The organism is Rhizobium sp. GW821-FHT14E12, from assembly GCF_058803745.1.
Map to the genome: position 1 here is coordinate 862,122 of NZ_JBXAPH010000002.1, position 25,332 is coordinate 887,453.

General features: G+C 60.2%; 18 protein-coding genes. 11 read left to right on the top strand and 7 right to left on the bottom strand.

Annotated elements, in window-relative coordinates; genetic code table 11:
• Positions 1-19: 19 nt before the first annotated feature.
• The 11 genes from AC1RO0_RS12115 (at position 20) to AC1RO0_RS12165 (ending at position 14,611) form a co-directional block, all read left to right on the top strand.
• On the top strand, positions 20-1,927 hold the full coding sequence (locus AC1RO0_RS12115) for an ABC transporter ATP-binding protein (protein WP_498593121.1): 1,908 nt from the start codon (positions 20-22) through the stop codon (positions 1,925-1,927).
• Positions 1,921-3,843, top strand: a complete 1,923-nt coding sequence (locus AC1RO0_RS12120) for an ABC transporter substrate-binding protein (RefSeq protein WP_498593122.1) — start codon at positions 1,921-1,923, stop codon at positions 3,841-3,843. Before AC1RO0_RS12115 ends, AC1RO0_RS12120 begins: the two co-directional genes overlap by 7 nt.
• The gene (locus tag AC1RO0_RS12125; RefSeq protein WP_007691870.1) at positions 3,836-4,834 is read left to right on the top strand and encodes an ABC transporter permease; all 999 of its coding nucleotides are present in this window, start codon (positions 3,836-3,838) and stop codon (positions 4,832-4,834) included. The genes AC1RO0_RS12120 and AC1RO0_RS12125 overlap by 8 nt, the downstream gene beginning before the upstream one ends.
• Positions 4,831-6,006: an ABC transporter permease gene (locus AC1RO0_RS12130; RefSeq protein ID WP_498593123.1), complete on the top strand. Its 1,176-nt coding sequence runs from the start codon at positions 4,831-4,833 to the stop codon at positions 6,004-6,006. The genes AC1RO0_RS12125 and AC1RO0_RS12130 overlap by 4 nt, the downstream gene beginning before the upstream one ends.
• A 101-nt stretch (positions 6,007-6,107) precedes the next feature.
• Positions 6,108-7,322, top strand: a complete 1,215-nt coding sequence (locus AC1RO0_RS12135; RefSeq protein ID WP_498593124.1) for a glycosyltransferase family protein — start codon at positions 6,108-6,110, stop codon at positions 7,320-7,322.
• 17 nt (positions 7,323-7,339) lie between these two features.
• The gene (locus tag AC1RO0_RS12140; RefSeq protein WP_498593125.1) at positions 7,340-8,599 is read left to right on the top strand and encodes a glycosyltransferase family 4 protein; all 1,260 of its coding nucleotides are present in this window, start codon (positions 7,340-7,342) and stop codon (positions 8,597-8,599) included.
• On the top strand, positions 8,596-9,741 hold the full coding sequence (locus tag AC1RO0_RS12145) for a glycosyltransferase family protein (RefSeq protein WP_498593126.1): 1,146 nt from the start codon (positions 8,596-8,598) through the stop codon (positions 9,739-9,741). Before AC1RO0_RS12140 ends, AC1RO0_RS12145 begins: the two co-directional genes overlap by 4 nt.
• Positions 9,742-9,975: 234 nt before the next feature.
• Positions 9,976-12,690 carry an ABC transporter transmembrane domain-containing protein gene (locus AC1RO0_RS12150; protein ID WP_498593127.1) on the top strand — a complete coding sequence of 905 codons (2,715 nt, stop codon included), beginning with the start codon at positions 9,976-9,978 and terminating at the stop codon, positions 12,688-12,690.
• A 51-nt stretch (positions 12,691-12,741) separates the two neighbouring features.
• Positions 12,742-13,218: a cyclic nucleotide-binding domain-containing protein gene (locus tag AC1RO0_RS12155; protein WP_007691876.1), complete on the top strand. Its 477-nt coding sequence runs from the start codon at positions 12,742-12,744 to the stop codon at positions 13,216-13,218.
• 122 nt (positions 13,219-13,340) lie between these two features.
• Positions 13,341-14,186, top strand: coding sequence for a class I SAM-dependent methyltransferase (locus tag AC1RO0_RS12160; RefSeq protein ID WP_498593128.1), 846 nt, complete (start codon positions 13,341-13,343; stop codon positions 14,184-14,186).
• A 170-nt stretch (positions 14,187-14,356) separates the two neighbouring features.
• Complete coding sequence (locus AC1RO0_RS12165; RefSeq protein WP_498593129.1) at positions 14,357-14,611, top strand: DUF982 domain-containing protein; 255 nt, start codon at positions 14,357-14,359, stop codon at positions 14,609-14,611.
• A 97-nt stretch (positions 14,612-14,708) separates the two neighbouring features.
• Here the strand turns inward: AC1RO0_RS12165 and AC1RO0_RS12170 are convergent, their stop codons facing one another.
• The 7 genes from AC1RO0_RS12170 to AC1RO0_RS12200 form a co-directional block, all read right to left on the bottom strand.
• Positions 14,709-15,851 (bottom strand): fumarylacetoacetate hydrolase family protein, encoded by a 1,143-nt coding sequence (locus tag AC1RO0_RS12170; RefSeq protein WP_498593130.1) that lies wholly within the window; start codon positions 15,849-15,851, stop codon positions 14,709-14,711.
• Positions 15,852-16,034: 183 nt separating this feature from the next.
• Positions 16,035-17,405: an alpha-glucosidase/alpha-galactosidase gene (locus AC1RO0_RS12175; RefSeq protein WP_498593131.1), complete on the bottom strand. Its 1,371-nt coding sequence runs from the start codon at positions 17,403-17,405 to the stop codon at positions 16,035-16,037.
• A gap of 17 nt (positions 17,406-17,422) precedes the next feature.
• The gene (locus AC1RO0_RS12180; RefSeq protein ID WP_498593132.1) at positions 17,423-19,093 is read right to left on the bottom strand and encodes an ABC transporter ATP-binding protein; all 1,671 of its coding nucleotides are present in this window, start codon (positions 19,091-19,093) and stop codon (positions 17,423-17,425) included.
• Between the two features lie 13 nt (positions 19,094-19,106).
• Positions 19,107-20,234 carry an ABC transporter permease gene (locus tag AC1RO0_RS12185; RefSeq protein ID WP_498593133.1) on the bottom strand — a complete coding sequence of 376 codons (1,128 nt, stop codon included), beginning with the start codon at positions 20,232-20,234 and terminating at the stop codon, positions 19,107-19,109.
• Complete coding sequence (locus AC1RO0_RS12190; protein ID WP_498593134.1) at positions 20,234-21,244, bottom strand: ABC transporter permease; 1,011 nt, start codon at positions 21,242-21,244, stop codon at positions 20,234-20,236. The genes AC1RO0_RS12185 and AC1RO0_RS12190 overlap by 1 nt, the downstream gene beginning before the upstream one ends.
• Before the next feature lie 151 nt (positions 21,245-21,395).
• Complete coding sequence (locus tag AC1RO0_RS12195; RefSeq protein WP_498593135.1) at positions 21,396-23,483, bottom strand: ABC transporter substrate-binding protein; 2,088 nt, start codon at positions 23,481-23,483, stop codon at positions 21,396-21,398.
• A gap of 145 nt (positions 23,484-23,628) precedes the next feature.
• Entirely contained in the window at positions 23,629-25,095 is a 1,467-nt protein-coding gene (locus AC1RO0_RS12200; protein ID WP_498593136.1) for an alpha-glucosidase/alpha-galactosidase, read from the bottom strand.
• Positions 25,096-25,332 lie beyond the last annotated feature (237 nt).

The window sequence follows — 25,332 nt, forward strand, 5'->3', positions numbered from 1 at the left end:
CAATCGGGACTACACAGGCATGACGTCAGGGACTGATTTATTGCGTATCGAGAACCTCGACGTCTCGTTCTCGATTTACGGGGACAAGTTGCGCGTGGTGAAAAACGCCAACCTGCGGGTCCTCCCCGGCAAGGTGACGGCACTGGTCGGCGAATCCGGCTCCGGCAAGTCGATCATCAGCCAGTCGATCATGGGCATCCTGCCGACGCCCGCGCAGGCGAGCGGCCGTATTCTGTTTACCGATCCGCTCGACGGCCAGACCACCGACATTCTGCAACTGCCGCGCGACGGCATCGCCATCCGCCAGATGCGCGGCGCACGCATGGCCAACATTTTTCAGGAGCCGATGACCTCGCTGTCGCCGCTGCATACGGTCGGCAACCAGGTCAGCGAAGCCCTGCGCATCCACAACCCTGCCCTCAGCAAGGCCGAGCAGCGCGAAAAGACCGAGGAGATGCTCAGTCTCGTCGGTTTTCAGAATCCTCACCGCACCTTCGACATGTATCCGTTCGAGCTGTCGGGCGGCATGCGGCAGCGCGCGATGATCGCCATGGCGCTGATCTGCAATCCGGCGCTGTTGATCGCCGATGAGCCGACGACGGCGCTCGACGTCACCATCCAGGCACAGATCCTCGGCCTGCTACGCGGCCTGCAGCAGAAATTCAACATGGCCATGCTGCTGATCACCCATGATCTCGGCGTCGTCGCCAACATGGCCGATGAAGTCGTGGTCATCTATCACGGCGAGATCATGGAAGCCGGGCCGGTCGAGACCATCTTCCGCAAGCCGCAACATCGTTATCTGAAGGCGCTGATGTCGGCGGTGCCACATTTCGACATGAAGCCGGGCGAGCGGCTGAAATCGCTGCGTGATGTGCCGGTCAATCTCGGCACCTTCTCGGGCAAGAAGAAAATCGCCAAAGCCAATACCAACGCCACGGCGGCGCCGGACGTGCTGCTTACGGTCCGCAATCTCGTCAAGACCTATACCTCCAAGGGCGGTGGGTTGTTCGGTCGCCGGGAGGGGACGAGGTTCCGCGCCGTCGACGATGTCAGCTTCGATATCCGCCGTGGCGAATGTCTGGGGCTCGTCGGTGAAAGCGGCTGCGGCAAGACGACGGTCAGCAAGATCCTGATGCGCGCCGTCAGCGCCGACAGCGGTTCAGTCAGCTTCGACGATGGCGACGGCAAGATCGACGTGCTGGCCGTCAAGGGCGACGAACTCATGGATTTGCGCACGAAGATCCAGATGGTGTTCCAGGATCCGGTTTCCTCCTTGTCGCCACGCATGACGATTCGCAATATCCTGAGCGAGCCTCTGGAAATCCATCGGCATGGAGACAGCGACGAGCGCAAGGAGAAGGTCAAGGGGCTGATGCAGGCGATCGGGCTCGACCAGCACTATCTGAGCCGCTATCCCCATAGCTTTTCCGGCGGCCAGCGTCAGCGCATCGGCATTGCCCGCGCTCTGGCGCTCGGGCCGAAGCTCCTGATCCTCGACGAGCCCGTCTCGGCGCTCGATGTCTCCGTACAGGCACAGATCCTCAATCTTCTCAAGGATTTGCAGAAAGAACTTGGCCTCACCTATCTCTTCATTTCGCACAATCTCGCCGTCGTCGACTACATGGCGGACCGTATCGCCGTCATGGCCCGCGGCCGCATTGTCGAAATCGCGCCGCGCGAAATTATTCTTCGCGATCCGGTCCATCCCTATACACGCTCGCTGCTGGCCGCCGTCCCCTTCCCCGACCTCGACCGGCCGCTTGATTTCTCGGCGCTGAACAGCGAAGGTCCGGCCGCCAAGCAGAGTTGGGGGCCGCATTTTGCGGAAGAAGACGGCGGCGACCTCACCTATGCCGATCTTGGCGGCGGTCATTTCGTGCGCGCTCGCCGCGGCGCCGATGTTCAGGAATTGCGCGCGTGGTAACCCGTCGAACCTTCCTTGGCCTGATGGCCTCCAGCGTTTTGCCATTCCCTGCCCTGGCCGCGGAAGTCGACAACGAGCCGGATTATCTGGCGGACTGGCTCCGCTCCGGCCAGATGCCGCCGCTCGTCAAGCGCCTGCCGAAATTTCCGCGTGTCGTCAACGTCAAGGCGCTGGGCCGCGCGCCCGGCCATTATGGCGGCACGGTACGCACGATCATCGGCAGCCAGAACGATATTCGTTTCATGACGATCTACGGTTATGCCCGCCTTGTCGGCTATGACCGGACCTTGACGCTGCAGCCTGATATTCTCGAATCTTACTCCGCTCTCAATGATTGCGTTTTCACTTTCAAGCTGCGCAAGGGGCATAAGTGGTCGGACGGCCGACCCTTTACCTCGGATGATTTCCGCTATTGGTGGGAAGACGTCATTCTCAACAAGGAGCTGACGCCGGGCGGCGGTGCGCTGGAGCTGCGCCCGCATGGCAGCCTGCCGCGCTTCGAGGTGCTCGACGAGTTGACGGTGCGCTATTCCTGGGATGAGCCCAATCCGGATTTCCTGCCAAGCCTGGCCGCACCCCAGCCGCTGATCATCTCCGGCCCGGCGCATTACCTGAAGCAATTCCACAAGAAATATCAGGACAGTATCCGGCTTGCCTCGCTGATGCAGGAATCCCGTGTGCGCAAATGGCAGGACATGCACATCAAGAAAGGCCGCGCCTACAGGCCGGAAAATCCCAAGCTGCCCGTGCTTGATCCTTGGCGCAACACGACCGCGCCGCCGGCGGAGCAATTCGTTTTCGAACGCAATCCCTATTTCCACCGCGTCGACGAAAATGGCCTGCAACTGCCTTATGTCGACCGTTTCGTTCTGAGTATCAGCTCAGCGGCGATCATCGCGGCCAAGACCGGCGCCGGCGAAAGCGACCTGCAAGCGACAGGCCTCGACTTCAATGACTATACCTTCCTGAAGGAGGCGGAAAAGCGCGATCCAAGCAAGATCAAGGTCAATCTCTGGAAATTGACGCGCGGTTCACGCGTCGCTCTGCTGCCGAACCTCAACAGCGCCGATCCCGTCTGGCGCGAGGTCTTGCGCGACGTACGCGTGCGCCGGGCGCTATCGCTGGCGATCGACCGGCACGAGATCAATATGGCGGTCTTCTATGGTCTGGGCACCGAAAGCGCCGACACGGTGCTGCCGGAAAGCCCGCTCTACAAGCCGGAATATGCCGCCGCATGGATTGCGCATGATACGGATCAGGCCAATGCGCTGCTTGATGCCGCCGGTCTCGACAAGCGCGACGAGGACGGCATCCGCCTGCTGCCGGATGGCCGGCGGGCGGAGATCACGGTCGAGACACCGGGCGAAAGCACGCTCGACACCGATGTGCTGGAATTGATCACCGATCATTGGCGCAAGGTCGGCATCGCGCTCTTCACCCGGGTCTCGCAACGCGACATCTTCCGCAGCCGCGCCATGGGCGGCCGCATCATGATGTCGATCTGGTATGGCCTCGACAACGGAGTGGCCACCGCCGACATGAATCCCGGCCAGCTCGCACCGACGATGGACGATCAGATGCAATGGCCTCTTTGGGGCATGTATTATCTTTCCCGCCAGACACAGGGCGTCGCGCCTGATGTGCCGGAGGCGGCGGAGCTGGTCAGGCTTCTTGGTGAATGGGGAAAGGCGGCCTCTTCCTTCGAGCGCGCCGAAATATGGCATAAGATGCTGTCGATCTATTCCGAGCAGGTCTTCTCCATCGGCCTGATCAACGGCACGATGCAGCCGATCCTGCATGCCTCGCGCCTGCAGAACGTGCCGGAGAAAGCGCTCTACGGCTTCGATCCAACCTGCTATCTCGGCGTCTACATGCCCGATACCTTCTGGCTGAAGGAGGATCCGGCGCATGCTTAAGTATATCCTCTGGCGCATTGCGGTGATGGTTCCGACGCTGATCGTTATCTCGATGCTGGTCTTCACCATCATCCAGCTACCACCAGGCGATTTCTTCGAAAGCCAGATCGCCGAACTTCGCGCCCAGGGCGAAAGCGCCAACCTGCAGGAAATCGAGGCCCTTCGCCACGAATACGGGCTCGATAAACCCATGGCCCTGCAATATGTCTATTGGGCCGCGGGCATGCTGCATGGCGATTTCGGCTATTCTTTCGAATATCAGTTACCGGTTTCCGAAGTCGTCGGCGACAGGCTGTGGCTGACGATCCTCGTCTCGATGACGACGATCCTGCTGACCTGGCTGATCGCTTTCCCCATCGGTATCTATTCCGCCACCCATCAGTATAGCTGGGGCGATTATGGCCTGACGTTCCTGGGGCTGCTCGGCATCGCCATTCCGAACTTCATGCTGGCGCTGATCCTGATGTATTTCGCCAATGTCTGGTTCGGCGTCTCGATCGGCCACCTGATGGACCAGAAATACCTCTCGCAGCCGATGAGCTGGGAAAAGGCGCGCTCGATCCTGTCGCATCTGTGGATTCCGGTCATCATCGTCGGCACGGCGGGTACGGCCGGCATGATCCGCCGCCTGCGCGCCAATCTGCTCGACGAGATGCAGAAGCAATATGTCATCACCGCCCGCGCCAAGGGGCTGCATCCCCTGAAGGCGCTGGTGAAATATCCATTGCGCATGGCGCTGAACTTTTTCGTTGCCGACATCGGCTCCATCCTGCCGTCGATCATTTCCGGCGCGGAAATCACCGCCATTGTGCTGTCGCTGGAGACAACCGGGCCGATGCTGATCAAGGCGTTGCAGAGCCAGGACATGTATCTCGCCGGCTCGTTCCTGATGTTCCTCGCCTTCCTGAACGTCATCGGCGTGCTGATCTCCGATATCGCTCTCGGCTTCCTCGATCCACGTATCCGCTTGCAAGGCAGGAGCACAAAGTGACCGCACCCCTGCCGCGCCCCGGCGCCCCATTGGAGCACTACGTTTCGACCGCCGCCTTCGATCCGGATCAGTTCGAAGCCATGTCCGCCGGTCAGGCACGCTACTACCAGGCCTCGCAAAAGCGGCTGATGTGGTGGAAATTCAAGCGGCACAAGCTTGCGCTTGCCTCCGGCATCTTCCTGATCCTACTCTACGGCACGATCCTGATTTCGGAGTTTCTGGCGCCGTACGGTCTGCATACCCGCAATGTCGAATATATCCACTCGCCGCCACAGGCGATCCATCTTTTCGACCAGGGCAAGTTCGTCGGCCCGTTCGTCTATGGCCGCGCGATGACGCTCGATCTCGATACGCTGCGGCGGGTCTATACCGAAAACTCTAAGGATGTTCAGCCGATCCGTTTCTTCTGCCGTGGTGACCCCTATCGCTTCTGGGGCCTGGTGGATTCGGATGTCCATCTGGTCTGCCCCGCCGTCGGCGGACAAATGTACCTGCTCGGCACCGACCGCCTGGGCCGCGACGTATTGTCCCGGATCATCTACGGCGCACGCATCTCCCTGACGATCGGATTGATCGGCATCGCCATCAGCTTCGTGCTCGGGATCGTCATCGGCGGCCTCGCCGGATATCATGGCGGCATCTTCGATCTACTGGTCCAGCGCGTCATCGAAGTGCTGCAATCGCTGCCGAGCCTGCCGCTATGGATGGCGCTTGCGGCGATCATGCCGGTGAGCTGGAGCCCCATCCTGATCTACTTCGGCATCACCATCATTCTCGGTATTCTCGACTGGACGGGGCTGGCACGAGCCGTCCGCTCCAAGCTCTTGTCTTTGCGAGAAGAAGACTATGTTCTTGCTGCACAGTTGATGGGTGCGAGCTCGCCCCGCGTCATCGGCAGGCATCTTGTGCCCGGTTTCATGTCGCATCTGATCGCGACGGCGACGATTTCGATCCCCAGCATGATTCTCGGCGAAACCGCGCTGAGCTTCCTGGGCCTCGGCCTTCGCCCGCCGATCACCAGCTGGGGCATTCTCTTGACCGAAGCTCGCGGCGCCAGCGTCATTGCATTTTATCCCTGGCTCCTTTTCCCGATGGTGCCGGTGATTTTGGTCATTCTGGCGTTCAACTTTTTAGGAGACGGCTTGCGCGACGCGGCCGATCCCTACAAATAGCGGAAAGCGTGGCCCCGAAATGGATTGCAATTCGAAGAGCGGCCGCGGACGTCGTTTGCAGAGAACCCGCGAAAATGACTTTCAGTCCTGAGGTTTTGCCCATGAAGCGGCGCTTAGAAGATGCTCGAATCCTCATGTATAGCCACGACACCTTCGGTCTGGGTCACCTCAGACGGTGCCGGACCATCGCGCATGCGCTTGTCGAGAACTATCGTGGACTGAAGGTCCTGATCATTTCTGGCGCGACGATCGCCGGCGCTTTCGATTATCGAGCGCGAGTCGATTTCGTGAAGGTGCCGAGCGTGATCAAGCTGCGCGACGGCGAATATACGTCGATGGCAAGCCATGTCGATCTTCAGGAAACACTGAAGATGCGTCAGTCGATCATCCGTCACACGGCGGAAACCTTCCAGCCGGACATCTTCATCGTCGACAAGGAGCCGATGGGCCTGAAGGGCGAGGTCGAGGAGACCCTGCACTATCTGAAGGCGCGCGGCACGACGCTGGTGCTCGGCATGCGCGACGTCATGGATGCCCCGCATCTGCTCGAAGCCGAATGGAAGAAGAACAGCGTGCTGCAGAAGATCGACCAGTTCTACGACCGCGTCTGGGTCTACGGACCGCCGGACTTCCACGATCCGCTGGTTGGCCTCGACGTTCCGCCGGGCGTGCGCCGGAAAATGGAATTCGTCGGCTTCCTGCAGCGCAGCGTCTCCACGCAAGGCGCGAAGTCAGAGCATGTGCCCGATGAAGACTATCTTCTCGTCACCACCGGCGGCGGCGGCGACGGCGCCGATCTCGTCAATGATGTCGTCAGCGCTTTCGAGCAGGACAACACGCTGCAGCACAAGACGTTGATCGTGCTTGGCCCCTATATGCCGGCCAAGGAGCGCATTCAGCTTCTGAAGCGCGCAAGCAAGATTGCCTGTCTTCAGGTGATCGAGTTCGACAACAAGATGGAGGAGCTGATCGCCGGCGCCAAGGGCGTGGTCGCCATGGGCGGCTACAACACCTATTGCGAAATCCTGTCCTTCGACAAGCCGGCGCTGATCATCCCGCGCACGAGGCCGCGCGAGGAGCAGCTGATCCGCGCCCAGCGGGCAAGCGAGCTCGGCCTCGTCGACATGCTGCTGCCGGAAGAGTCCGCCGATCCGAAGCAGCTTGCCGCCGCGCTGAAGCGCCTGCCGACCCGCGCGCCGCCGTCGGCGAGCAGCGAGAACATGCGGTTGGAAGGGCTGGTGCATATTTCCCGCATCGTCGGCGAATGGTTCGACGACCGCGAGCAATATCCGCCGCTGTCGGTCGTCGCCGAATAGAGCATCGGAACCCATCGATGCGCAAAAAGATCCTGGTGGTCCTCAAGGGCTACCCCCGCCTGTCCGAGACCTTCATCGCACAGGAGCTGCTCGGCCTAGAGAGGGCCGGCTTCGACCTGACATTGATTTCGATGCGCAGGCCGACGGACAAGAAGCGCCATCCCGTCCATGACGAGATCAAGGCGCGGGTGGTCTATCTGCCGGAATATCTCCACGACGAGCCGCTGCGCGTATTGCGCGCCTTCTTCGCGGGTATCGGCAAGCCCGGCTTCAAGCCGTTGCTGAGGCAGTTCTGGGCCGACCTCAAGCGGGACATCACGCCGAACCGCTTTCGCCGTTTCGGCCAGGCACTGGTATTGGCGCATGAATGGCCGGACAACGGCGAATGGCTGCACGCGCATTTCATCCATACGCCGGCCTCGGTGACGGCCTATGCCAGCATCATGACCGGCATTCCCTGGACCTGCTCCGCACACGCCAAGGATATCTGGACCTCGCCGGACTGGGAACTGTCGGAAAAGCTCGGGCGCGCCCGCTGGACGGTGACCTGCACCCGCAGCGGCTATGAGCACATGCGCGATCTGACCTCGATGCCCGATCATGTGCATCTGAGCTATCACGGCCTCGATCTCGCCCGCTTCGGCCCCTTCGCGGATGAGCATTCCGGTCGCGACGGCTCGCAGGCCTCCGATCCCGCCTTCCTCCTCAGCGTCGGCCGCGCGGTCGAGAAGAAGGGTTATGACGTGCTTTTGAGGGCGCTGGCGTTGCTGCCCGCCGATCTCCACTGGCGCTTTACCCATATCGGCGGCGGCGATGGACTAGCGAAGCTGAAGGCCCTTGCCGACACGCTCGGTATCGCCGATCGCATCACCTGGAAGGGTGCGCTGGCGCAGGAGGATGTGCTTTCCCATTACCGTCAGGCGGACCTCTTCGCGCTTGCCTGCCGCGTGGCGGCCGATGGCGACCGCGACGGCCTGCCGAATGTGCTGGTCGAGGCATCCAGCCAGCGCCTCCCCTGCCTGTCGACCAATATCTCTGGTGTGCCGGAACTGCTGACTGACGGCGAAAACGGCTTCGTCGTGCCGCCGGAAGACCCGCAGGCACTGGCAGCGGCACTGGAACAGGCGATCCGTGATCCGGCGCTACGCCGCCGGCTTGGCGACGCTGCCGAGAAGCGCGTGCGCGAGCATTTCGACCATCATTCCAGCATTCGGCAATTGACGCGGCTGTTCGAGGAGCAGTGGCAAAAAGAAGAGCAATGGCGGAAATCGGCATGACAGCCCCCCATACGTCGTCTCCACGCGTATTTTTTTATGTTCAGCACCTGCTCGGCATCGGTCATCTTGCTCGTTCCAGCCGCATTGCCAGCGCGATGGCAAAGGATGGCTGTCAGGTGACGGTCGTCACCGGCGGCGCACCGGTGAGCGGTTTTCCCGGCCCGGATGTCACGTCGGTCGTACTCCCGCCTGTTGTCGCCAGCAGCGCCGGTTTTTCCGGCCTTGCCGATCAATCGGGCAATGCCGTCGGCGAAGAATTTCTCTCTGCGCGCCGCAACCTCTTGCTGGAGGCTTTCCGCGACGCCGCGCCCGATGTCGTCATCATCGAGGCCTTTCCCTTCGGCCGTCGTCAGATGCGCTTCGAGCTGCTGCCCCTGCTTGAAGCCATAGCATCGAGCAATCCAAAGCCGAGACTCTACAGTTCGGTGCGCGATATCCTGCAGCAGCAGAAAAAGCCGGGACGTGACGAAGAGACCGTGGGCCTGTTGCGGGATCATTTCGACGGCGTGCTCGTGCATGGCGATCCGAGCTTCGTCCGGCTCGAGGAGACCTTTCCGCTGACGGCAGCCATTGCCGACAAGATCACCTATACCGGCATCGTCGCGCCGCCTCTGCCGCCAGAGCCGGCCGAGATCTTCGACATCGTCGTTTCCGCCGGCGGCGGCGCGGTCGGGCGCGACCTGATTCGTACTTGCCTGGAAGCGGCCAGCCTGATCGCGATCGATCGCCGCTGGCTGCTGGTGACCGGGCCGAACCTGCCGGAGCAGGACTTTGTCGCTTTGACCGGGGATGCGCCCGGCAATGTCGACGTCGTTCGCTTCCGCAAGGACTTCCCGTCTCTGCTCAGGGGTGCGGAGCTGTCGATCTCGCAGGCGGGCTACAACACGGTCGGCGATCTCCTCGTCACCGGTTGCCGCTCCATCCTGGTTCCGTTCACCGCAGGCGGCGAAACCGAACAGTCCGTGCGCGCCGAGAGATTGGAGAAGCTCGGGCTGGCGCTGGCCTTACCGGAAGCGGGACTGACGACGGATCAACTCGTCGAGGCCATCGACAAGGCGCTCTCTCAACCGAGGCCTTCAACGCTTGATATCGACCTCACCGGCGCCGAAAAGACCTCGGCGATCATCCGTCAATTATCGTGAAATTCGGGGTGACGGTCTGTCACTTCTCCTCGTCGTTTTGACCCCCTCGTTTTCCGCAATCTTGTGATATAAAATGAGAATTCAATGAATCGGGGGGAACCTGGACGAAAGACCGGGGGCGTCCCGTTTTCGATATGGGGCCGCGCATCCAAAATGAACTCCTCCCGCACCTCTGCAACATCGGCGCTGGCATTGACGGCGAAGACTGTTGAATTTGGAAGCATGCAATAAGCGATGGAAAAAAGTCTAGCGCGTTACATCTGGTCGAATACCCGGCTGGAGCAGATTTGGATACTGACGATCGTCGCTGCTTCGATGATCCCCTACTTTCTGTCTTTCGACCTGCCGAAGCAGATCGTCAACGGACCGATTCAGGGCAAGGGTTTCGAACATCCAGGCGACACCCAAACCTTCATGCATATCGCCTTCGACCTGCCTCTGATTGGCCATGTCGAGGTATTCGAGGGTCTGCATCTCACCCGCTTCTGGATGTTGATCGCACTCAGCCTGGTGTTCCTGGCGCTCGTCGTCCTCAACGGCCTCTTCAAGCTCTATATCAACACCTATAAGGGCCGGCTTGGCGAACGCATGCTGCGTCGCATCCGGTTCGAGCTGATCGACCGCGTGCTGCGTTTTCCACCGGCGCATTTCAAGCGGGTGAAGCCGGCCGAGATCGCCACCATGATCAAGGATGAGGTGGAGCCGATGGGCGGCTTCACCGGGGACGCTTTCGTGCAGCCGGCCCTGCTCGGTGGCCAGGCGCTGACTGCGCTCATCTTCATCATCATGCAGAATTTCTGGCTGGGCATGATCGCGGCCGCCATCGTCGCCGTGCAGGCCATCGTCATTCCGCGCATGCGCAAGCGGCTGCTCGAACTCGGACGCCAGCGGCAATTGACCGCGCGCGAATTGTCCGGCCGCGTCGGCGAGATCGTCGAGGGTATCGGCACGATCCATGCCAACGACACGTCCAACCTGGAGCGTGCCGACATCGCTGCTCGTCTCGGGCTGATCTTCTCGATCCGCTACGATCTCTACCAGTGGAAGTTCATGGTGAAATTCATCAACAACTTCCTCGCCCAGGTCACACCCTTCCTGTTTTATTCGATCGGTGGTTTTCTGGCGCTGCAGGGCCGGCTCGATATCGGTCAGCTTGTGGCCGTCATCAATGCCTATAAGGACCTGCCGGGGCCGCTAAAAGAACTCATCGACTGGGATCAGTCGCGCCAGGACGTTCAGGTCAAATACAATCAGGTGGTCGAGCAGTTCAGTGTTGACGGACTGATCGACCCGAAGATCCAGCTTGTCTCGCCGGCTCCCGCCGGCCGCATCACCCATCCTCTGGTCGCCACCAATATCACCGTGGTCGATGACAGCGGTGCCCGCGTGCTCGATCACGTTTCCGTCGAAATCAATCCCGGCGAGACGGTGGCGATTGTCGGCGAAAGCGGCGCCGGTGGCGAATATCTTGCCGAGGCACTAGGCCGGTTGGTTCGCCCGGATACGGGCCGTACCACCATTGACGGACGCGACCTGCTGGAATTGCCGGAATCGCTCACGGGACGGCGCATCGCCTATGCGTCGTCAGACACGTTCTTCTTCCACGGCACGCTGCGCAGCAATCTTCTCTATGGCCTGAAGCATGCACCCCTGACCGCAGTCGCTTATGACGAGAAGACGGCGAACAAACTCAAATGGCAGATGATCGAGGCGCGTCGCGCCGGCAATCCGGAACTGGACCTTAACAGCGACTGGGTCGATTATGCCGCCGCTGGCGCGACGGGTCCAAACGATATCTATGCCGTCATTCGTCCCGTTCTCGATATCGTGGCCATGTCCCAGGACATCCTCGACATGGCGCTGCGCTCGGCTGTCGATACGGAAGCGCATGAGGATCTCACCTCGCGCATCGTCGAGCTGCGCCAGGCGCTACGGCTCAGGCTGAAAGAGGAAAATCTCGAAGAGCTTGTCGTACCTTTCGAATTCGATGCCTACAACCCGCAGGCGACAGTCGGCGAAAACCTGCTGTTCGGCACGTTGAAGCGGCCGCAGATGACCAACCGAAAGCTCGCCGCGCATCCCTATTTCCAGCAATTGTTCACGGAGACCGGCCTCAACACCGACCTCTACGACATGGGCCTGGAAATTGCCGAGAATGCCGTCGAGCTCTTCACCGACCTGCCGCCGGACCACCCCTTCTTCCAGCAGCTCACCTTCATGACGCCGGAAGATATTCCGACCTACGAGGCGCTGTTGCAGAAGCTGAACGGCAAGGGCTTCTCGGCCGCGTCATCCGACGAACGGTCAGCCATCATCCGCCTCAGCTTCTCCTATATCGAACCTCGTCACCGCTTCGGCCTGTTGACCCAGACGCTGATGGAGAAGATCGTCACGACGCGCGCGAAGTTCTACGAGCACATCCCGACCGATCTCGCCGAAGTGATTGAGCGGTACGACCCCGAGCGTTTCACCGCCTCGGCGACATTGATGGACAACGTGCTGTTCGGCAGGATTGCGCACCAGCAGGCAAACGCTCCGGAGCGCATTCATTCCATCATGTACGACGTGTTCGAACGGCTTGGCATGCAGGACAGCGTGCTGTCGATCGGGCTGGATTTCGACGTTGGTTCCGGCGGCAAGCGGCTCACCAACGTACAGCGGCAGAAGCTCAATCTCGGCCGCGCCCTGCTGAAGCGAGCCGACTACATCATCTGCAACCGCCCGCTGCCGGCGCTCGACCATCGTATCCAGGATCAGATCCTCCGCTCCATCCTGACTGAACTCGAAGGGAGCGCGGATAAGCCGGCACTTATCTGGGTGCTGTCCAACCCGAATTTTGCCGAGCTGTTCGATCGCGTTCTGGTCTTCAACCATGGCAGCCTGGTTGAAAGCGGCACAACGACCGATCTTTTAGAAAAAAACGGGATGTTCAAAGAACTATTATCGTAATATCCTATCGCGCGGGGATATCTGGGGCCTGAAACCGGGGATTTGAAGCTCATGCTTCTGAAGGACGAAGTTGAAATGCTGAAACGGGTGCCGATTTTTGCGCGCATCGCACCCGCGAAATTGAAGTTGTTGGCATTCACCTCGGATCGCGTCAGCTATAATGCCGGACAGGCGCTGTTTCATCAGGGCGACCAGGGCGACGCGGCCTATGTTGTTCTTTCAGGAACTGCTGATATTCTTGTCGATAGTCCCGCCGGCGAGATCAAAGTCGCCGAAGTCGACGTCAACTCCATCGTCGGCGAGATCGCCATTCTCTGTGATGTCTCCCGTACCGCCACCGTCAAGGCGACATCGCGGCTGGAGGCGCTGAAGATCAGCAAGGAACACTTTCTGAAGCTGCTCAGCGATTTCCCCGAAATGGCCGTCGAAATCATGCGTGTCCTCGCCGACCGCCTCAATCACACCACTTCCGAACTCACCGCCGCCCGCAGCCGTCAGCAGCAGCCGCATTCGATGTCGACGCATTGAGATCGAACTCCGCCCTTACCTTTTGAGGTAGCGCCAAGTCCTCATGCGAGGAGCAGATCCTATGCCGCAAGTCCCATGCGGGTGCGATGGGATGTGGCTTGTCGCGCCGGTCATGGATTCCAATGCCAGATCAAGGTTCAGCTGATATTTCGTCTCCCGCTCTCCTCCACGCAAAAGCGTGGGCAGAGGCGTATGAGCTAATCGACCTTCAGCTTTCTCCCTTGGGGCTGAGAGCCATTGAAACACTGGATCTTGGGGCGGGGGATATTATCCTCGATATAGGATGCGGCACCGGGCAAACTCTTCTCCAACTCGCAGAGCGCGTCGGAGCAGAAGGCCAGGTGATCGGGGTGGACCTGGCGCCGTTGCTTCTGGAAATCGCCAGTCGGAGAAGCGAAGCGCTTAGCCAGGTGAGATTGATCCAGGCAGACGCTCAGTCCCTGGATCTGCCGTCCGAGAGTGCGGATGCCGTGTTCTCTCGCTTCGGCGTCATGAGCTTCAAGGATCCGGTCGCCGCGTTTGCCAATTTCCGTCGAATTCTCAGACCGTCAGGCATGCTGGCATTTACTTGCTGGCGCTCCCTGGAGGAAAACGAGTTGGATCACCTCCCGCTCTCAGCGGCGGGATTACAGTCGTCTGTCGATGAGAGCCCCTTCAGCTTTGCCGACCTCGAATATATTCGCCGCACTCTTGAGGCTGCCGGGTTCGAAGAGATCATCATCCAATCGCACAATGAGAAGGTGTCCAGCGGAGATCTGGAAGCGATGACTTGGGTGCTTCTGAAAGTGGGGCCACTCGGAAAAATCGTTCGTGAAAATCCCGCTCTTCGGGCAACTGCCGAACCTCTGTTGCGGAAAACCCTCGCCGCATTGGGGGAGCCTTCGAGGGTAGAACTTCTGGCGTCCGTCTGGATCGTGACTGCGCGAGCCGGAGCGGCACCCCGGCAGCAGATCCTGTCGGCCCCATAAAGGCTCGAATGTCGAAGTCAGCCGGCACATTTCGCAGCCGATTGTGCCGTTCTTTTGCCTACCTCTCCGCAGACGCTATAGGCCCGGTGTAATTTGATGATCTCGACGCTCTATCCGGAACGCATTTTGCAATGGTTATCAAAGTATGTGTGCTTTGGAGGTAATGCGTTTTGAAACGGGACACTTTGCGGCCCTTCCCTGCCGTGACACTGGTGATGCAGGGTGCCGGAGAATATCGACGTATCGATTCGGTACAGTCCGCCACCAAGACGCTGCTGGAACATTGGCCGATCGAAGACGGCGAAGAGTATCTCAGCGCGATAAAAATATGCCTCGACGCGATGATGGGTACAGTCGACCCAAGCGCCGCACGCGAAGCGCTGATCAAGGCGGCGGCGGAAGCCGGGGTCTCCGTAATGCAGTGAGGCGCCATGGCCGCCTTTGCGGACCATGACGCATTCGATTAAGCGGGACGGCCAAAGGGCGAAAAGCTCGCCCCGCCAAGGCCCTCTTCACGCCCCATCAAATCAGCCCGCGACCAGCCAAATTGCGCATCAGATGCGATACTCCGAAGGTCCAGGGCGTGCATTCCGTCGACAGCAACACGCGGTTTCGGAGCGCTCCGAGCCTGTCGTTGGAAATGGTGACGATGTCGCCGATCTTGTGGGTGAAACCTTGTCCCGGCGTGTCACGATCCTCCACTGGGGCAAAGAGTGTGCCCATGAACAGCACGAAGCCATCCGGATACTGATGATGGCGACCGATGGTCTGGGAGACGAGGTCGAGGGGATCGCGGCTGATTTCCTTCATCGACGAGCGACCGTGCAGGACATAGCCGTCCTCGCCTTCGACCTTGAGATCGAGATCGGCATTGCGCACGTCATCGAGCGTATAGGTTTCGTCGAACAGGCGGATGAAGGGACCGATCGAGCAGGAAGCGTTGTTGTCCTTCGCCTTGCCGAGCAGCAGCGCCGAGCGTCCTTCGACATCGCGCAGGTTGACGTCATTGCCGAGCGTCGCGCCCCTGACACGACCTTTGCTGTCGACGGCCAGCACGATTTCCGGCTCGGGATTGTTCCACTTCGAAATCGGATGCAGACCGACATCGGCGCCCGGCCCCATCGAAGACATGACCTGCGACTTCGAGAAGACCTCGGCATCTGGACCAATGCCAACCTCGAGATATTGCGACCAGACACCCTCTTCGATCAACGCCGCCTTGACCTTGGCGGCTTCCGGCGAACCGGCCTTCAGGTTGCGCAGACTGTCGCCGATGAGCGCCGTGACCTTGCCGCGGATCGATTCCGCAAGATCCGGATTGCCGGCGGCGCGCTCCTCGATAACGCGTTCGAGCATCGAGCGGGCGAAGGTGACGCCGCAAGCCTTGATCGCCTGCAGGTCGATGGGGGCAAGAAGGTGGATGGCCGACGTGTTGGCCTTGATGGCGAGCAGGTCATCGAGCCTTGCGACCGTCTCGCCCTTCTGCGCACGAACAAAAGCGACCGGGTCGTCCTTTTCCAACAGGTCGCGCATGGTCGGCGCCTCTTTCGAGGTGATGTCGTAGAGCACACCGTCGCGAACGACGACAAGGGCCGGCCCCTTCAAATCGGGGCGCCAAACGCGCCCGACAAAGGTGCCTGTGCTAAAAATGCCCGAACTGGCCATGTCTTTGCTCTCTCCCAAGATTTGCCGTCGTTTCTAGCGCAGTCAGATCGGCTTTTCCATCCGATATCGGCTTGGAAAATAGAGGTTTTTGGATTTTTACCTTCTTCGGGAAGGTTAAATGGGCAAGGCCCCGCAGCGATGCTGCGAGGCCCTTCCGGCCGCAAAAACCGGGAGAGAGTGGTTTCAGGCGGCCTGAACCTTGCGGGCGCCACGCGCCCATTCCGGCAACCAGTCGCCGTGCGCGGCCAGCAGATCGTCGGTAAGCGACCAGATCTGGTCGAGATCGAGCTCGGCGGCCGTATGCGGGTCCATCATTGCCGCGTGGTAAATGTGCTCACGGTTCTCAGTCATCAAGGCCTGAACCGTCAATTCCTGCACATTTATGTTGGTGCGGATGAGCGCGGTCAGTTGCGGCGGCAGATCGCCGATGAAGGTCGGCTGGATACCGGAGGCATCGACCAGGCAGGGAACCTCGGTGGCGCAATTATAGGGCAGCGAGGTGATGCAGCCATTGTTGCGCACATTGCCGTAAATGACCGAGGGCTCGCCGGTCCAGACCGAGTTGATGATCGAGGAGGCATATTCCTTGGATTGCGTGACCTCGATCTTGTCGGCATTGCGATATTCATCGGCCTGGTTCTTCCAGCGCGCGATCTGCTCGATGCAGCGTTTCGGATATTCATCGAGCGGAATGCCGAATTTCTCGATCAGGTCCTCGCGGCCTTCCTTGATGAAATAGGGCGTGTATTCGGCGAAATGCTCTGAGCTTTCGGTAACGAAATAACCAAGCCGCGTCAGCATTTCATAGCGCACCTTGTTCGGGCAGCGCGGATTCCAGCCGGGCTTGGGGGCGCGTCCCTCGCGATAGCCGCGCACGAGATCCGGATAGAGATCGCGGTAGGACCCATCCGGCTGGCGATGCTCGAACTTCAGGTAGAAGGCCATGTGATTGATGCCGGCCGAGCGGTAGCGGATCTCGTTGTAGGGAATATCGAGATCGTGAGCCAGTTCCATCGCCGTGCCCTGTACCGAGTGGCAAAGGCCGACCTGCTTGATGGTAGGGTATTTCTCGGCGATCGCCCAGGTGTTGATCGCCATCGGGTTGACATATTGCAGCATCACCGCCTCGGGGCAGACGGCGAGCATGTCCTCGCAAATCTTCCAGAGATGCGGCACGGTGCGCAGCCCACGCATAATACCGCCGACGCCGAGCGTATCGGCGATCGTCTGGCGCAGGCCGTATTTCTTCGGCACTTCGAAATCGGTCACCGTGCAGGGCTCATAGCCGCCAATCTGGAAGGCGACGACGACGAAATGGGCGCCGTCCAGCGCCTTTCGCTGATCGGTAAAGGTCTCGACGGTGGCCGGCGCACCAAGCGTCGAGGCAAGCTTGCGCACGACGATGGCGCTTTCTTCCAGCCGCTGCGGGTTCAAATCCATCAGCGCAAATCTTGCGCCCGCAAGGGCCGGGCGCTGCAAAACATCGCCGATGATATTCTTCATAAAGACGGTGGAACCGGCGCCGATAAAGGTGATCTTGGGATTGCCTGTCATGTAAAATCTCCTGAATGCTAGGAAGCTACCTCGAACGCCGCTTTGACGAGGCGTTCGGTGTAAGCGGTCTTGGGATGGGAAAGAACGTCGTCGACCGGTCCTTCTTCCACGATCTTGCCGTGCTGCATGACGATGACGCGATGGCAAAGGGCGCGGACAACCTTGAGGTCGTGCGAGATGAAAAGGTAACTCAGGCCCCGCTCATCCTGCAGCTTGCGCAGGAGGTCGATGATCTGTGCCTGGACGGAGAGGTCGAGCGCCGAGGTCGGCTCGTCGAGCAGGATGAATTCCGGCTCGAGCGCGATGGCACGGGCAATGGCGATGCGCTGGCGCTGGCCGCCGGAGAACTCGTGCGGGAAGCGCGACAGGATATTCGACGGCATGCCGGCACTCACCAGCGCTTCCTTCACCCGCTCCAGCCGCTCGGCCCTGTTGGCGCCGATATTGTTGACCACCAGCCCCTCGGAAATGATCTGGCCGATGGTCATGCGCGGGTTGAGCGAGGAGAATGGATCCTGGAAAACGACCTGCATGCGTGAACGCAACGGCCGCATCTCGGCGCGCGAGCGACCCTGGATCGCCTGACCGTCGAAATAGATCTTGCCGCTATCGGCATCGATCAACCGCAGCAGCGCTTGCCCGAATGTGGTCTTGCCGGAGCCGGATTCGCCGACAAGGCCAAGCGTTTCGTGGCGGCGAAGCTCCAGGCTCAGACCACCGACGGCGACAAGCTCGCGCAGATCCGGCTTAAACAGGCCGCCATGGCGCAGCATGAAGGCGACCTTCACGGACTTGCCCTCAAGGATGGTGCCGCAATCCGGCGGCAGCGGCTTTGCCTGCCCTCGCGGCTCGGAGGCAAGCAGATGCTGCGTATAGGGATGCTGCGGATCAGCGAAAAGCTCTTCCGTCGTATTGTGCTCGCGCATCTCGCCATGCTGCATGACATAGACATAGTCGGAGAACTGCCGGACGACCGTCAGGTCATGGGTGATCAGGATCACCGCCATGCCGAGCTGCTTTTGCAGGTTGCGGATCAAGTTCAGGATCTGTGCCTGAACGGTCACGTCGAGCGCGGTCGTCGGCTCATCGGCAATCAGCACATCCGGATCATTGGCAAGCGCCATGGCGATCATCACGCGCTGACGCTGGCCACCGGAAAGCTGGTGCGGATATTGTTTCAGCCGCGCCTCCGGATCGGGGATCTGCACCTGCTTGAGCAGGTCTAGCGCCCGTTTTTCCGCCTCGCGCCGGCTAACCCTGCGGTGGACGCGGATCGCCTCGACGATCTGGCCGCCGATCGTATAGATCGGGTTGAGCGAACTCATCGGCTCCTGGAAGATCATCGAGATGCGGTCGCCACGCAATTGGCGCCGGGCGCGTTCGGAAAATTTCAGGACGTTCTTGCCGTCATAGTTGACGCTCGATTTTTCCGAGACCACAGCACGCTTAGTGAGCAGCCCCATGATCGTGCGGGCGGTCACCGATTTTCCCGAGCCGGATTCGCCGACGATCGCGATGGTTTCGCCGCGATAGAGCTGGAAGGAGATGTCCTTGACGGCATCGACGATACCGTCCTCGACCTTGAATTTGACTGCGACATTGCGGGCGTCGATGACGGGCGACACTGTTTTGCCGGCGGCATCGAGCCTGATGTCGGGAGCGAAGGGGTTGACGAGTGTGAGGGCCATGATCCGTCTCCTCTCAATAGGGGTCGATCGCGTCGCGCAAGCCGTCGCCGAGCGCATTGAACGCAAAGACGGTGACAAGCACGAAGGCGACGGGCGAGAGGATCCAGGGATAGGAGCCAATGACCGAATAGGTGGAGGTATCCTGCAGCATCAGCCCCCAGGAGATCAGCGGTGGCTTGACCGCAAAACCGAGGAAGCCGAGGAAGGATTCGAGCAGCACCACGCTCGGGATTGCCAGCGTCACGGCGACGATGACGTGGCTCATGACATTCGGAAAGATGTGCTGCAGGATAATGCGCCGGTCGGTCGCCCCGACCGCCATCGCGGCGCGAACATAATCTATTCTGGCCAGGGCCATGGTCTTGCCACGCACCTCACGCGACATCTGTGCCCAGCCGAGCGCCGACATGACGATGATAACGAAGGCGAGGAAGACATTGGTCGGCGCCGTCACCGGGATGAGCGACGTCAGCGCCAGATAAAGCGGCAGTTGCGGAAAGGCGAGCACCAGCTCGACGAAGCGCTGGACCCAGGTATCGAAGGCGCCCCCGAAATAGCCGGACACCATGCCCACCGTCGTGCCGACAACCGTGACGATGAAGACGACGGTCAGCGCGATCATCAGCGAAATGCGCGAACCGTAGATGGCGCGGGAGAGAACATCGCGGCCGAACTTGTCGGTACCGAGGAAATGCACCGGCTGCCCATCGGTCGAGCCGAAGAGATGGCGGTCGCCCGGGATCAGGCCGAAGAGCTTGTAGGGGGCTCCCTTGACGAAGAAACCGAGCAGGCGTGGATTGTTATAGTCCGGTCCGACGACCGGCTGGAAGGTGACGGGATCGAGCTCGTCGGTCTCGGCTAGCGCATAGACGCGCGGCTGGAAGACGAAATTACCATCCTTGTCGTGAAAGCTGATCACCTGCGGCGGCGCAAAGCCGGTATCGGTTGCCTTGGGATCGTCAGGTGAAATGAATTCGGCAAAGAGCGCCATCAGAAGCAGCAGGATCACGAGGATCAGGCCGCCCATGCCGGTCCAGGAGCGTTTCAGACGCCGCCAGACGAGCGCGATATAGCTCTCATTGCCGCCTCTCAGCGTTACTTTTTCTTCAAGCGGCGGTGGGGATGTGCTGAAGGCGAGCATCAGTGGATCCCTCCTTGTTGGCGAACGCGGGGATCGAGCAGGGCGAGCAGTACATCGGCAATGATATTGCCGACGATCAGCGTCGCCGACAGCACCAGCATGAACGTGGCGGTGACATAGACGTCGCCGACCGCCATGGAGCCGACGATCGCCGGCCCGACGGTGGGCAACGCGAAGATGATGGCGGTTTCGATCTCGCCGGTCAGCATGTAGGGCAGCACCACGCCCTGATACATGACGAGCGGATGAAGCGCATTCGGCACGGCATGGCGCATGACGACGGCGCCGCCGGACAGGCCCTTGGCCCGCGCGGTCTCGACATATTGCGCATTCAGTGTGTCGAGCAGATTGCCGCGCATGACGCGCATATTGTAGGCAAGCCCGCCGAAGGTGGCGATCGCCACGACCGGCCAGACATGTTTGACCAGATCGACGAACTTGTCCCACGACCATGGCGCACCGCCATATTGCGGCGAATAGAAGCTGCCGATCTCCGAGACGTTGAGCTGGAAGACCAGGATATAGACGATGATCAGCGCCATCAGGAAGCGCGGCACCGTCATGCCGAGGAAGGAAATGCCGGAGAGCAGGCTGTCGATCCAGCTATATTGCCGTGTCGCCGCCCATATGCCGAAGCCTATGCCGAGGATGGAAGCCAGGATATGGCAAACGAGAGCGAGCAGCAAAGTCCGCGGCAGACGCTCGCCGACAACCTCGCCAACCGGCTTGTTGTAGAACATGCTGTAGCCAAAATCGCCCCTCGTGACGATGCCGCCGATCCAGTTGAAATATTGCACCACCATCGGCTTATCGAGCCCATGCTCCTGGCGATAGGCCTGCGCCTGGGCGTCGGCCTGGGCAAAGGAGGCACCGCCCTGGTTCATCAATTGCGAGCGGATATAGTCGGCATAGTCTCCGGGCGGCGCCTGGATGATGGCGAAGGTCACCACGCTCAGGATCAGGAGCACCGGTATGGCTGAGGCTATGCGCATGAGCAGGAATCGCAACATGGAACGGTTCGCTCTCTTATTGCCGCCGGTGGTCTGCATCCCCATGGGGATCGCACGGACCGGCTGTGTTCACATTTACCCGGCTGCACCGCGATGCAGCCGGACTTTTTGACGTTGGTCAGACAGCCGGCCTATTGGCCGATTGCTACACTCACTTGACCGGACCGGCGCTGCCAGGTGCGCCCGGCAGTTGTTCGGGGAACAGCTCGTATTTCCCCTGCTTATCGGCAGCGACCCACATGCGTTCGCGGATGATGGAATCTTCAGCCCAGTTGAACATGAAGATCGGCGTGCCCGGAGGAACGTTCGAGAAGCGCTTGTTGATGATCAGCGCGCCGGGATACTCCGTCAGGCCGATATTGTAGAGGTGCCCTGTCGAGAGCTTCTGGTACTGTTTCATCAGGGCCACGCGCTCGTCGCTATCCTTCGAGGCGGTGAACTTGTTGACGACGTCGACCATCTCCTTTTCGAAGGGCATCAGGTCCAGTTCGCCGCTTTCCGGCGCACGGTGGTTCCAGCTGGTGCGCGGGCCGACCGGCGCAAGCTGTTCGGTATTCTGCACGACCGAGGCCAGTTCCGTGCTGTTGCGCCGAACCATCCAGTCGAAGCGGCCGCTATAATTGGCATCGTCCCGCTTCGGCCCATCGAGCGCATTGATGATGACGCGAATTCCGAGTTTCTCCATCTGGCCGACGACACCTTCGGCAAGGCTCTTGTCGGTGGTGTAGTCATTATTGACCAGCAGGGTGACTTCGACATTCTTACCGCCGGCCGTGCCTGCGGGGAAGTTGACGATACCGTCGCCGTCGGTATCCTTGAGACCGGCCTTTGCCAGCTCCGCCTTCGCGCCAGTGAGGTCGAACGGATAATAGACGGTGGATGCGCGGTCGTAGAAGCTGGTACCGGATGACAGGCCGCCCGGATAGATCGCCGTGAACGGACCCTTGACCAGGGAGTCGCCGATCGCCTTACGGTCGAGCGCCATGGTCACGGCCTTGCGGAAGTCCTCGTTGCGGTTCAGCTCGCGAACGGCTTGTCCGCGCGCATCCGGAGTGCCCCAACCATTGGCGGAAAAGTTCATCTGCAGGTTATAGCCGATGAGGCGTGGTCCAAAGGCGAGACGAGCCGGGGCATCCGGCTGGGCGGCGCGCTTCAGCGAAGCGACGAAGTTTTCCGGCTGTTCCAGATTGGAAAGGTCGCCGGAGCCGGCAACGGCCTGCACGTCGCGATCAGCCCAAGTGGAGAGCTTGTAGTCCAGCTCGTTGAGATAAGGGAGCTGATTGCCCTTCTCGTCGACCTTCCAGTAATAGGGGTTGCGGCGCAGAACGATGATGTCGTCGGAGCGGTATTCGACCGGCACCCAGCCGCCCATCACCGGCATGTTCATGAATTCCGGCGGGAAGGCATTCTTGAACTGGTTGTAGGTGTTCTTCGAATATTTCGGATGCTGCGGCTTCAGGATATGCGACGGGCCTGGGCAGAAATTGGGATAGGCCATCGTGTAGAGATATTGCTTCGGGAAGGCATCCTTGAAGGTCCACTCGATGGTATAATCGTCGACTTTCCTGAGCGTCGTCCCCTCGCCGAAGGCCTCCGGCGACGCGCCGCCGCCAAGCGGCGAGACGTTCGGATCGATGACTTCGTCTTCCCAGTAGAACATGATGTCATCGGCATTGAAGGGCACGCCGTCCGACCATTTCGCACCTTCGATCAAGTGCATGGTGAGCTTGTGGCCATCCGGCGACCATTCCCAGCCCTTGGCGAGATTCGGCAGCGGTTCGGTATCCTTTGCCTCGACCTGGAACAGCGGTGCTGTGCGCGTCAGGCACTCGGACAGGGCGATATCGATGCCGCCCCAGCCTTGTGTCTGGCCGGCGCCGTAGTTCCAGCCTTCCGGCCGGCCGCCGATGACATGGCGCAACGTGTCGCCATAGACGCCGATACCGTCAGGCATGTTGCCGGTCTTGTAGACGAGCGGCTCCTTCGGCAGGCGATCCTTGACCGGCGGCAGCTTGCCGGTCTTGACGAACTTCTCAGTGACCCAATCCGGCTCATGATATTCCGGCAACGCCTTGAATTCCAGGATGGAGTCGCGCGGCACATATTTGATCTTGCCTTCCGCCGGGAAAACCGGCGGCACCGGCGGCGCGGTCGGTTCGGATGCGTAGGCGCTCATGGCAATTGCCGACGTGGCAATCGTCAGCGCCGCTAAAATGCTGATCGGTCGAAAATGTCTCATCGTTTTCTCTCTCCCCTTACTTATCGCGAACGTCCCGATGGGAACGCCGCACTCCTCCATCGAACGGGAAACCAGTTGGCTTGATGCGGCGGGGCCTTCCTCCTGAAAGCCCCGCCACGACCACTATGTCCCAAATTTTCATGCGCTAGCCGGCCTGTTTCAAAGCCGCTTTCTCCGCTCTCAATTCCTCGATCGAGCGGACGTTGCGGCTGGCAGCACCCTTCCAGTCACGGGTCTTCACCTTGGCCCGCGACAGGCGATCCTTAGCGCCCTCGACGGCATGGGCATATTGCGGCAACCAGCGTGCTTCCGCGACGACCATTTCGTCAACCATCTGCCAGACTTCTTCCGGCGTCGAGACGGCGCCGACCAGCGGATCATGCAGAACGGCGAGCTTCAGCAGATCAAGATCGCCGCTGATGGCGGCATGGACCGACATGCGCTGGACATTGATCGAGGAAATGCAGGTGGCGGCGCAGGCTTCCGGCAGCGTGATGCCGGCGACCATGTTGATGCCGAAACGATCGACGAAGCCGGGCGACTCGATGATGGCGTCAGCCGGAAGATTGGTGATGACGCCATTGTTCTTGACGTTGAAGTGGCCGCGATAGACGCGATTGGTCTCCAATGCCTCGAGAATATGGCTTGCGTGTTCGTTCGAGCGTCGAGCCGGGTCGATGGGCTGCGACGCGCTGTCGAGGATCTGCTGGAATTCGGTCTCGAACCAGTTGCGGGTCTCGGTGGAATGGCGGAGGTAACCGCCCGTCTCGCCATGGATCCAGTCGGACATGTCGATCCACTTGTTGATCTCGTCCGGCCGCTTGCGATACCAGGGCAGATATTCTGAGAGATGGCCGTTGCTTTCGGTGGAGTAAACGCCGAAGCGCTTCAGTACATCGATGCGCAGCTTTTCCTGCTGCGAGAAGACCGGATGTGCCTCGAATGCGGCGACCAACTCATCCTTGCCGATCTTGCGGCCATTGAGGCGCAGATCGACGAACCAGGTTTGGTGGTTGATGCCGGAGCAGATATAGTCGAGCTCCGCCTTGTTCTTGGCACCGAGAACCTCGGCGATCTGCTCGGCGCCATGCTGGACGCCATGGCAAAGACCGATCGTATCGACCTTGCCGTATTCGATTGCCGCCCAGGTGTTCATCGCCATCGGGTTGGCATAATTCAGGAACTTCGCGCCGGGTTCGGCAACCTCACGGATGTCCTTGCAGAAATCGAGAATGACCGGGATGTTGCGCTGGCCATAGAGAATGCCGCCGGCGCAGATCGTATCGCCGACGCATTGGTCGATACCGTATTTCAGCGGGATGCGGATATCCTCGGCATAGGCTTCGAGCCCGCCAACCCGCACGCAGCTGATGACGTAGCGCGCACCGGAGATTGCCTTACGGCGCTCGGTGGTGGCCGTTACCCGCGTCGGCAGCTTGTTCGCCTCGACGATCCGATCAAGGATCGCCTTGATCATCGTAAGATTATGCTCGCTGACATCGGTCAGCGCGAATTCGACGTCCCGGAACTCCGGCACGCAGAGAATGTCGGTGAACAGCTTTTTCGTGAAGCCGACGCTACCGGCACCGATAATGGCGATTTTGAAACTCATGATCCTCACCTTGAAGTCGATCGAACAATCAGCAGCGGAAAAGAGAATGGTGTTTTCGTCCCATGATCGCACGGCGTCGGGCGAGAGGGCGAAACGAGCATTTTCTCCTCCTCCTGCCGGTCCTCATCGGCAGGTACATGCTGTTTTCTGGCGGGATTATGCCTATAATCGCCGGATGGACCAGAGAACAATTATGCTTTCAAGGGTAATTTTGTGCTGCAAGATTTGATCGCCAAC